This is a genomic window from uncultured Corynebacterium sp., assembly GCF_902782855.1.
In the GTDB taxonomy this organism is placed as follows: domain Bacteria; phylum Actinomycetota; class Actinomycetes; order Mycobacteriales; family Mycobacteriaceae; genus Corynebacterium.
The window spans coordinates 1-10,552 of record NZ_CACZOO010000189.1 but is presented as its reverse complement, the minus strand read 5'-3'; the positions used below and the strand labels follow the sequence as shown (position 1 = coordinate 10,552).

9 protein-coding genes are annotated in these 10,552 nt (G+C 67.9%); 5 read left to right on the top strand and 4 right to left on the bottom strand.

The features are described from left to right. The 4 genes from QZV72_RS08300 to QZV72_RS08285 form a co-directional block, all read right to left on the bottom strand. On the bottom strand, positions 1-374 hold a 374-nt coding region (locus QZV72_RS08300; protein WP_297007211.1), incomplete at its 3' end, for a siderophore-interacting protein. 183 nt (positions 375-557) lie between these two features. Further along, positions 558-2,303 carry an ABC transporter ATP-binding protein gene (locus QZV72_RS08295; protein WP_297007209.1) on the bottom strand — a complete coding sequence of 582 codons (1,746 nt, stop codon included), beginning with the start codon at positions 2,301-2,303 and terminating at the stop codon, positions 558-560. Between the two features lie 5 nt (positions 2,304-2,308). Next, a complete protein-coding gene (locus QZV72_RS08290) occupies positions 2,309-4,030 on the bottom strand; it encodes an ABC transporter ATP-binding protein (protein WP_297007206.1) in 1,722 nt (573 codons plus the stop codon). A gap of 82 nt (positions 4,031-4,112) precedes the next feature. Next, positions 4,113-5,306, bottom strand: coding sequence for an aromatic acid/H+ symport family MFS transporter (locus tag QZV72_RS08285; RefSeq protein WP_297007205.1), 1,194 nt, complete (start codon positions 5,304-5,306; stop codon positions 4,113-4,115). A gap of 206 nt (positions 5,307-5,512) precedes the next feature. Here QZV72_RS08285 and QZV72_RS08280 point away from each other — a divergent pair, with 206 nt between their 5' ends. The 5 genes from QZV72_RS08280 to QZV72_RS08260 all read left to right on the top strand — a co-directional run. After that, positions 5,513-7,087: a helix-turn-helix domain-containing protein gene (locus tag QZV72_RS08280; RefSeq protein WP_297007202.1), complete on the top strand. Its 1,575-nt coding sequence runs from the start codon at positions 5,513-5,515 to the stop codon at positions 7,085-7,087. A gap of 124 nt (positions 7,088-7,211) precedes the next feature. Continuing rightward, positions 7,212-8,543, top strand: coding sequence for a lysine N(6)-hydroxylase/L-ornithine N(5)-oxygenase family protein (locus QZV72_RS08275; protein ID WP_297007200.1), 1,332 nt, complete (start codon positions 7,212-7,214; stop codon positions 8,541-8,543). Continuing rightward, positions 8,536-8,775 (top strand): MbtH family protein, encoded by a 240-nt coding sequence (locus QZV72_RS08270; RefSeq protein WP_297007198.1) that lies wholly within the window; start codon positions 8,536-8,538, stop codon positions 8,773-8,775. Before QZV72_RS08275 ends, QZV72_RS08270 begins: the two co-directional genes overlap by 8 nt. Then, positions 8,775-9,197, top strand: coding sequence for an aspartate 1-decarboxylase (gene panD, locus QZV72_RS08265; protein ID WP_297007195.1), 423 nt, complete (start codon positions 8,775-8,777; stop codon positions 9,195-9,197). Before QZV72_RS08270 ends, panD begins: the two co-directional genes overlap by 1 nt. Position 9,198: 1 nt before the next feature. Then, on the top strand, positions 9,199-10,552 hold a 1,354-nt coding region (locus QZV72_RS08260; RefSeq protein WP_297007192.1), incomplete at its 3' end, for a (2,3-dihydroxybenzoyl)adenylate synthase.

Below are 10,552 nucleotides of genomic sequence, written 5' to 3'. Positions count from 1 at the left end.
TCGCCGGGGCGGGTGCGGTAGGCCCAGGTGGTGGCCACGCCGACGCCGTGTCTGACGAAGTCGATGTCCACTTCGCCGTGCTCGCCGGCCTCGGGGCGCCAGGCGCGGATGGTGTAGGTGCGGACCAGGGGTGCGGGTTCCTTGGGGAAGCGGATCCCGCCGTTCTCGATGTAGGGGAGGACGGGTTCGGTCTGTCCGGGGTAGGCGAAGAACATTTTGACGTCGTCGTCGAAGCCGGTGGAGGTGAAGTCGGCGAGGTCCGGGCCGGTGAGGGTGATCCGGCGCAGTGCGGGGGTGATGTCGGTGACGGCGGTCACCTCGAGGTTGCGCAGGGTCATGGGGTGGACGGTGATCGGGCGGATGCGACGGGGCACGCGGGTCTCCTGGAACAGGGGTCTGGACGGTGGGGAATGTCAGTGACGACAGACGATGGTCGGTCGCTACGGTAGGTGCGCCGCGCCACCGCACCGGGTCGGAAGTGAACCATTCTTAGCAACACCCCCGCACGGGGTGGGGTCTTCGTCGCAGGCGCACCGCGGATCTCCCGGAACCCGGTGCTAACTGCTCCACGCCGCCCAGAGTTCGGCGTAGCGTCCCTCGGCGGCGAGCAGTTCCCCGTGACTGCCGAGTTCCACCACCCGGCCGTGCTCCATCACCACGATCCGGTCGCATGCGGCGGCCTGCGACAACCGGTGGGCGATGACCAGTCCGGTCCGGTCGGCCAGCGCGACCTCCGCGGCGTGGTCGAGCACCCGGGCGTGGGCGGACCCGGCCTCCGCAGTCGCCTCATCGAGGATCGCCAGGTCCGGGTCCGCCAGCAGCAGCCGGGTCAACGCCAGATGCTGTTGCTGGGCGGCGGTCAGCGGGAACCCCGGGATGCCGAGGAGGGTGTCCAACCCGTCGGGGAGGTCATCGAGCAGTCCGGACGCGCCGGTCGCAGACAGGGCCTCCGTCAGTTCCGCATCGGACGCGGCGGGGGCGACGAGGGTGAGGTTCTCGCGCAGCGTGGTGGCGAAGACGTGGGTCTCCTGGGCGACCAGTGCGGTCTTCTCCGGTGCGGTCACCGTCCCTGAACCCACCGGGTGGATCCCCGCCACCAGCGCCGCCAGGGTGGTCTTCCCTGCCCCCGAGGTGCCCACGACGGCGACGTGCTCACCGGGGGAGACCCGCAGATCCACGCCGTGGAGCACCGGCCGACCCGGGTCGTAGGAGAACCCGACCCCGTCCAGCGACACAGCGGATGACGCCGCACCGGTCGCCACACCTGCCGACGCGATGCGGGTACCCGTCCCGGGGTCCGCGTCGATCACCCCGACGATGCGCGCCAGGGACGCGGTCGCGGACTGCAGCGTGTCGAACTGCATCATCAGGATCGTGAGCGGACCCTCCAGCCGGAGGAAGAACAGCATCGCCGAGGTGGTCACCCCCACGGTCACCACAGAAGCGTCGACGAGGAAGAATCCGGCGACGATCACCCCGGCGACGATGAACAGGAACACCAGGTCGATGCGGGTGCGGAACATCGTCATCACGGTCCGCGCCCGCAGTGCCCACGCCGCAGCCGCCCAGGACGCCGCCGCGATCCGCCGCGAGTGCCAGTCGGACCGGCCGAAGGCGAGGACGGTGTCGACTCCGTTGAGTGCGCTGAGCAGTTCATGGGCCCGGGCGCCGAACGCGGCGCGTTCTGCGGCGTACATGGGTGGGGCCAGCCGCAGGTACCAGCGCAGGATCCACCAGTACAGCGGCAGGGCCACCAGGATGATCAGGCCGAACCGCCAGTCCAGCACCGAGACCCCGACAACGGTGACCACGATGGTGAACACGGTGCGGGTCAGCGACGGCAGTACCTGGGACAGGGCGGTGGAGACCTGGGCTACGTCGTCGCTGGCCCGGGAGATCAGGTCCCCGGTGCCGGAGCGCTCCACCTGTTGCTGCGGCAGTCGCAGGGCGGTGGTGATCAGTTCCTCGCGCAGTCCGGCGAGCAGACGTTCCATCATCCGGGCGGCCAGCAGCACGCCGTAGACCGACAGGACGGCCCCGGCGATCCCGGCGACGGCGATGAGCAGGGCGTAGGTCCACAGGGAGTGTTCGGCGGGGTGCCCGTCGGCGCGGCCGGAGACATCGTCGACGACGGCGCCCAGCACCGCGGGGGTCACCAGGTCGAAGACCACCGCCACCGTGGAGATCACCGCTGAGAAGACCAGGACGCCGCGGTGGCCCCGGAGGCGTTGCCAGAGCACGGCGAGAGTGCGCTTTCCGGTGGCGACGGGCAACCGGTCAGGATTCTGTGTGGGGGAGGTCATGTCGCTCACAGGTCCACCACCCGGTCGCAGGTGGCGAGCAGGGCGGCGGATCCGGTGACGATGATCGTCATCCGGTCGGGTCCGGACTGTCGTGCCCCGGGTAACCGTGAAGCGATGGTGTGCTCGGTGACGGCATCCACTGCGGTGGTGGGGTCGTGGAGGACGAGGACCGGGGCGTCGGCTGCCAGGGCGCGGGCCAGGGCGATGCGTTGGCGTTGCCCGCCGGACAGGCGGGTGCCGCCCTCGCCGACCTGGGAGTCCAGTCCGTCAGGCAGACTGTCGAGGATGTCGGTGCTGGCAGAGGCATCCAGGGCGCAGTCCACCAGTTCCCGGGTGCGCGCATCGCCACCGTCGGTGTCACCGGCGATGAGGTTCTCGGCGAGCGTCGCATCGGCGAGATCGGCGGTGTGTGGTGGCACCAGGACGGTGCGCCGGTAGACCCCCACCGGAAGGTCGGTGCCGGACACGGTGCCGTTCTCCGTCATCAGGGTCACCTGCCCGTCGGTGCAGGCGGTGACCAGTTCCCGGGCCGCGGGCCCCGAGGCCCGGACCCCGAGGCATTCCCCGGCAGCCACTGTCAGTGGTGGATCGCAGTGTACGGTCACGGCAACGGGAGCACCGGGCAGGGAAGCACTTCCGCCGGTTCGGGCGACGTCCGCGTTGAGCACGGTGAGCACCCGCTCGGCGGAGGAGACGGCGGTGGCCCAGGTGGTGCCGATGGAGTTGCCGAGACCGTTGAGCGGACCCGTGAGGAACTGGAGCACCCCCACCGTGGCGATCAGCTGGCCGACGGTGATGTGCCCCCCGAGCGCGAGGCCGGCCGCGCCGATGGTGAGTGCGGCGAGGAAGACGGCGGAGACCGCCCCCATGGTCCCGAGGTAGACGCCCCGGGACCCGTGGACGGCGACGGCACCGTCGCAGGCGGTGGCGCTGACCTCCCGGTACCGGTCGGCGGCGACGTCCTCGGCGCGCAGGCCCTTGATCACGCGGTAGCCGGTGATGAGGTCGGCCGCCTGGCCGGTGGCGGCGGCGACCCGACGCTGCTGGATCTGACTGCGCCGTTGCAGCGGGTGACCGGCGACGGTCATCAGCCACAGCAGCAGCGGTGTGCCGAGGAGGACCGCCAGTCCCAGCGGCCAGGCGATGACCAGGAGAATCACTCCGGCGGCGATCACGGCGGCGATCTGGCCGACGGGGTAGACGAGCAGCTGCATCGCGGCGGCGAGGCGGAAGACGTCGCTGGTGGCCACGGACAGCAGGGCGCCGCCGAGCCGACGGTCGGCCGTCCCGGCGGGGTCCAGGAGCCGGTCGGTGACCTGCATCCGCAGCCTGTGCTGGACCTGCTGCATGCCGTAGAGGCCCATTCTCGACCCGGTGCGCCCGATCAGGGAGCCTGCCACGACGACCACGGCGAGGAGTACCAGCCATCCGGTCAACGCCCGGGCATCACCGTCGCGGACACCGTGGTCGATGGCGAGTCCGGCGATGACGGGGGTGACGGTCGCGGCGATCTGGCTGATGATCTGGAGAACACCCGCCGGGAGGGTCCACCGTCTCGCGGCGAGGATGACCCGCCAGGTGAACCGTGCCGGAGTGGTCGAGGCGTCACACGGTACCGGCGCGGGTGACGGCGGTTCGGGTGCCGCCTGGAAGAACAGGGGCCAGTGGATACCGAGCAGGTGGCTGCGCAGGGCGCTGTCGGGTTCCTGGGCGGGATCGGGTCGCATGCGGTCCTAGGGGTTAGGCGGTGGTGACCGACCTGACTCTAGATCCCCGACAACCACCGTCCTGTTCCGATGTGCACCGGAGTTAGCGTGCTCCCGCACCGGTTTCCGGCCGGCGCACAGGCCGGCCCACAGTCCAGGCCACCACGGCACCGACCACACCCACGGCGGCGAAGAGGAGGAACGCCGCGGTGCCGCCGGAGGTCACCGAGACGATCCACCCGGTGACCGACGGCCCGACGATGCCGCCCAGCCGTCCGATGCCCAGCGACCAGCCCACGCCGGTGGTCCGTGCCTCGGCCGGGTAGGAGCGGGTGACCCAGCCGTTGATGAGGGTCTGCGTGGCGACCGCACCGTAGCCCGCGAAGGCGGCGAGGATGAGCAGTGGTGCCGTGCCGTCCACCCCGGCGAAGCACAGCACCGCCACCGCCCCCACCACGAAGGACGCCGTCACCACGATCTTCGACCCCCACCGGTCGGCCGCCCGGCCGGCGGCGATCCCGCCGACGATGGCCCCGAGGTTGAAGCAGAGCAGGAAGTTCAGTGAGCTGGAGAAACCGCGTCCGGCGTCCTGCATGAGTGTGGGCAGCCAGGTGTTCGCGCCGTAGACGAACAGCAGGGAGCAGAAGCTCATGACCCAGAACATCACGGTGGTGGTCCGCATCCCGGGGGCGAAGACCGCGCGCAGACCGGCCCGTGCGGTATGTCGGCGTGCCTCACTGGATGCAGCCACGGACTGTTCCTCGGCGGACTCGGGCAGCCACCGCCACGCTGCGGGAAGAACGGTGACCAGCGGCAGGGCGGCGATGAGGTACATCCAGTGCCAGGAGAACTCCGGGATGATCCATTTCGCCAGCAGAGACGCGGCCACGCCGCCGACCGGGTAGCCGGACTGCATGATGACGTAGGCGACGGCGGCCCGGTCACGCGGGGCGAACTCGGTGGTGAATGCGGCGGCCAGGGGCATGACGCCGCCGAGTCCGATGCCGGCGAGGAGGCGGACGGCGGCGAAGATCTCCGGCCCGGGTGCGGCGGCGCAGAGGATCATCAGGACGCTGAACCAGGCGACGCAGCCGAGGAAGGTGCGCTTGCGGCCCCAGCGGGAGGCGAAGGTGCCGACGACCAGTGCGCCGAGGAACATGCCGACGAGTGCGGCGGAGCCGACGTTGCCGGCCTGGGCGGAGGTCAGGCCCCACTCGTCGCGGAGCCTGGACAGGGTGGTGCCGTAGACGACGATGTCGTAGCCGTCGAAGGCGATGGCGGTTCCGCAGATGGTCATGACGCCCAGTGGGAGCCGTCCGCGAGGGGAAACGGTGGAGAGGTTCACGAGGAAAGCCTAACCTCAGGCGGTGTTCCGGGGGTGGTGCGGGGGGTGGAGATGTGTATGAGCGGTGCTTCTATGGTGAGCCTAACTGTAATCTCGGATACCTATACATCACACGGGCCCGGCGCCTGACCGGGTCCCGCTGTCGCGGAGGTACGTGAATGAACACCAGAATGAGGGCCGGGGACAGGGTCCGGACGCTGCCGGCGGCGTGGCTGGACAATGTGACGGCGTACACGGACTGCCATGTGTTCTGGGTGGAGCATGGTCATGCCCAGGTGATGGTGGGCGGTGAGCTCTACCGGCTCGGCGAGTTGGAGGCGCTGTGGATTCCACCGGGGATGACGGTCGACTACATCGAGACCACGGAGGATTCGGTCGCTCTCTCGGTACTGATCCCCGTCGGTAGCTTCCCCGAGGTTCCGTCGGTGGTGATCCGTGAGTTCCTCACCCGGGACACCGCCGATGTCCTGCTGCACCTGTACTCCCGGTGGAAGATGCCGGACTGGAAGGGGCATGATCCCCGCGATCCCCTCGCGGCTCTGGGCGGACGCTCCGGCCGGACGGAGGGTCCTTTGACGGGGGCGGCCGAGGATCTGTCGTTGTCGTTGCCTCCCCTGCCGGACCACTGGGCGGCCAAGCAGATCGGTCAGCAGATCCTGGATGACCCGTCCGATCGTCGCCGCATCGTGGAATGGGCGCAGGCGGTCGGGTACACCGCACGCCACATCACGGAGATGTTCCGGGCGTCCACCGGGATGGGAATCGGGGCGTGGCGGCAGCGGGTCCGGGCGGTCACCGCCTTCCATCTGATCCGTCAGGGGGTGCCGGTGGAGGATGCCGCGGAGGCGACCGGCTACGGCTCGGCCGGCGCGTTGAGTGAGGCCTTCCATCGGGAGACCAGTGCCCGCCCGTCCGAGGTGTGCAGGCGACGGAGGTGCGAACCCGAGACGACCGTGTACACCTCGGGAACAGGTGCCTGGGACGGGAGTCCGCTTGCGGAGGTGCTGGGCCCGGCCGATGCGATTCCGGCGGCCGATCTGCGGTCGAGGGTGAACAGCTTCCACGTGATGATCTGGATGGTCCGGGGGGCGGGGAAACTGGTCCTCGGCGACGGGGTGGTCGACCTCGTGGCGGGTGACGGGGTGTGGATCCCGGCGGGGGTCTGGCACCGGCTGCGTATGGATGCCGGAGCGGTGATGGTCCCGGTGGGGGAGCTACCGGGGAAAGTCGCTCTGCGTCGCCGGCATATCAGGCCCACCCGTTTCCGGACGGACGCACGGGCGGAACTGCTGTACCGGTCGATGGTCGGTTTCACCGCGCTCCGCCCGGTCAGCGGTCCCGGCGTCGAGATGACCGATCTGGTGCCGGAGACTGTGGATCTGCGGGCCGCGGGGGACCCGGTGCTCGCCCGGCTGCTGGACGATGCGCACAGTGCCGAGACCTCGGAACGGCTGCTGGCGGAGCGGATCGGGTGCAGCCTGGAGAGCTTCGACCGGCGATTCCTCGGGGCCACCGGGCAGTGCTTCGAACAGTGGGTGATCGACCGGAAGATGCTGCGGGCCCGCATCCTGCTGGCGAACCCGGACCTGTCCGTGACGGAGATCGGACTGCGGATCGGGTACCGCCACGGATCCTCGTTCACGCGTGCCTTCCTCGGTGCGCACAACGTGAAACCGACGGAGTACCGCCGGGCGTACCTGTACCGCCAGACGGTCTCCATGGGGGTGGAGTGAGCGCATGCTAAAACGGCTTCGCCTTCCGTGAACGGTCTTTCTCCCCCGATTCCTAAGGTGAGGGAAACCTCAACGGCAGTCCCGCAGGATCCCTGCGGCCGGAATCAGGGAGCACAGCGCGTCCATGACAGCACAAGCACCACCCGAAGCGAAGACCGGCGGAAGTGACGGGGATGTACTGGACCTGGTCGGGGTGGGCTTCGGCCCCTCCAACCTGGCCCTCGCCATCCTCTGTGAGGAAGAGAACACCACCCGTGGCCTCGGAGACCGCATCACGGCCAGATACCTGGAGAGACAACCGCACTTCGGTTGGCATGACGGCATGCTGCTGCCCGGTACGGACATGCAGATCAGTTTCCTCAAGGACCTGGTCACCCAACGTGACCCCACCAGTTCCTACAGTTTCCTGAACTACCTCAACGACCGGGGGCGGCTGTCCGCCTTCATCAACCTGCAGACCTTCACCCCGTCCCGCCGCGAGTTCCATGACTACCTGTCCTGGGCGGCATGCCGGGTCACGGCCCCGGTGGACTACGGGACATCGGTGGAGCGGATCGGATGGAACGGCGAGCACTACGAGGTCGCCACCTCCTCGCCACGGGGGCGGAGAACCCTTCGGACCAGGTCAGTGGTCCTGGGCACCGGTATCGCTCCGCACCTTCCGGATGGGGTGGAAACCAGCCGCCGGGTCTTCCACAATCACCAGCTCATCGACCATCTTCAGCAGATCCCGTCGCTGGACAAACAGACCTTTGTGGTCATCGGCGCCGGTCAGAGCGCAGCGGAAGTGGTGAAGCATCTCTATGACACGTACCCGGAGGCGCAGATCCACAACTCCTTCCGTGGCTTCGGTTACACCCCCAGTGATGACACTCCCTTCGCCAACCAGATCTTCGACCCCGAGTCTGTCGATGACTTCTACACGGCCCCTGCCGAGCTGAAGAGAGAACTGCTGGTCAAGCACCGGCTCACCAACTACTCCGCAGTGGATGAGGATCTCATCGACACACTGTTCCAGTGCTGCTACGACGAGCAGGTCGCGGGAATCCGACGGTTGCACATCCACCGGGTGACCTGTGCGGAGATCACCGGACAGACGGATGATCATGTCACGGTGCAGATCAGTGATCTCGCCGACCGCGACACGCGGAGCGTGACTGCGGATGCCGTCATCTACGCCACCGGTTTCCGCCCCCGGGATCCAGGAGACCTTCTGGACGGCACCATCAACGTCGCCGGCGCATTCGTCGACAACCTGCCGGTGGTCGACCGGGACTACCGGTTCCACCTGCCGCACGAGACGAACCGGGCGGGCGGCATCTACCTCAACGGCAACGTGGAGCATTCCCACGGCCTGACCTCATCCCTGTTGTCCAATGTGGCCGTCCGGGCCCGGGACATCCTCACCTCCATCACTGAATCTTCCGCTACCGCCAAGGAGAGCACCCATGTCTGACCTCAACCCCTTCGACGATGACCGTTACGAGTTCTTCGTGGTCCGAAACCACGAAGAGCAGTACTCCCTCTGGCCCTCGTTCAAGAACGTGCCGGCCGGCTGGGAGATCGTGTTCGGAGCCCCGGACGGTGCCCCCCGCGACGAGGCCGTCGAGTACATCGAGGAGTACTGGAAGGACATCCGTCCGAAGTCGCTCCGGGATTTCGCCGCCCAGTATGAGGGAGCCCAGTAGTGCAGCGCACGATTCTCGGATCGAAGATCCACCGGGCGACCGTCACCCAGGCGGACCTTCACTACGTCGGTTCCATCACCATCGACCGTGATCTTGTTGAGGCCGCCGACCTGATCGAGGGCGAGAAGGTCCAGGTCGTGGACATCGCCAACGGCGCCCGGATCGAGACCTACGTGATCACCGGCGCTCCGGAGACCGCCGGGCAGGGCCACATCTGCATCAATGGCGCGGCCGCGCATCTGGTCAACCCCGGGGACATGGTCATCATCATGAGCTACCTGCAGGCCACCGAGGAGGAGGCAGTAGCCTATGAGCCCCGCATCGTGCACGTCGATGCGGACAACCGGATTGTCGGCACCGGCCATGATCTGGCTGAGGCGGTCCCCGGTGCCGCTGACCAACTGAGTTCCCGGGGTATCTGACATGGCAGTGACGCCTGTGCCCGTGGACGGTGTGGTCCCGTACCCTGCGGAGTTCGCCGAGAAGTACCGCGCCGCCGGGTACTGGACCGGGCAGGCCCACGCCGACATGTTCGCCGCGACCGTCGCGCGGTTCCCCGACAAGACAGCTGTCATTTCCGGGGACCGGGAGATCACCTACGCCGAACTCGATGACCGGGTCCGCCGGCTGGCCGCTGGCCTCCTGGACCGGGGTCTGAAACGCGGTGACCGGGTGGTCGTGCACCTGCCGAACATCCCCGAGTACCTGGAGACGGTCTTCGCACTCTGGGAGATCGGAGCCGTTCCGGTCTTCGCCCTGGCCGCACACAAGGCCCGCGAGATCAGCTACTTCATCGAGTTCTCCGGGGCGCGGGGCTACATCACGGACACACTGCCGGAGGGGAAGCTTCCTCCCCTGGACTTCTGCTGGACCGTCAACGACGGCAGCTTCACTGAACTCACCGCCGGCGAACCGCTGGTGCACGCACAGCGCAGCAACCCGGCGGACCTCGCCTTCCTCCAGCTCTCGGGCGGAACCACGGGGCTTCCCAAGATGATCCCCCGCACACATGACGACTACCTCTATTCGGTCAGGGCGAGCAACGAGATATGTGGCATCACCGAGCGCACTGTGCAACTGATCGTTCTGCCGATCTCGCACAACTTCACCATGAGTTCGCCGGGTGTGCTCGGAGCCGTAATGGCGGGGGCGACCATGGTCCTCGCCCCGGACGGCATGCCGGAGACGGCGTTCCCCCTCATCGAGAAGCACCGGGTCACCCAGAGCCAACTGGTACCGCCTCTGGCTCTGTTGTGGCTGAACTCGCCGCTGAAGGATGACTATGATCTCTCCAGCCTGGAGACTCTCCAGGTCGGTGGGGCGAAGTTCAGCGAGGAGGCGGCGCGCCGGGTGGGACCGGAGCTCGGGGTAACCCTGCAACAGGTTTTCGGGATGGCTGAGGGCCTGGTGAACTACACCAGGCTCGATGATGACCCGAAGACCATCGCTGCCACCCAGGGGCTACGGATCTCCCCGGACGATGAGGTCCGGGTGGTGGACGGGCAGGACAATGATGTTCCGGTCGGTATGCCGGGAAATCTGCTGACCCGGGGTCCGTACACGATCCGCGGGTACTTCCGTGCTCCGGAGATCAACCGGCGCAGCTTCACCGAGGACGGCTTCTACCGCACCGGCGATGTGGTGCGCATGGATGAGCGCGGGTACCTCACCGTGCTGGGGCGGTCGAAGGACCAGATCAACCGGGGCGGGGAGAAGATTTCTCCTGAGGAGGTGGAGAACCTTCTGCTCGGTCACGAGGGCATCCACGATGTCTCGG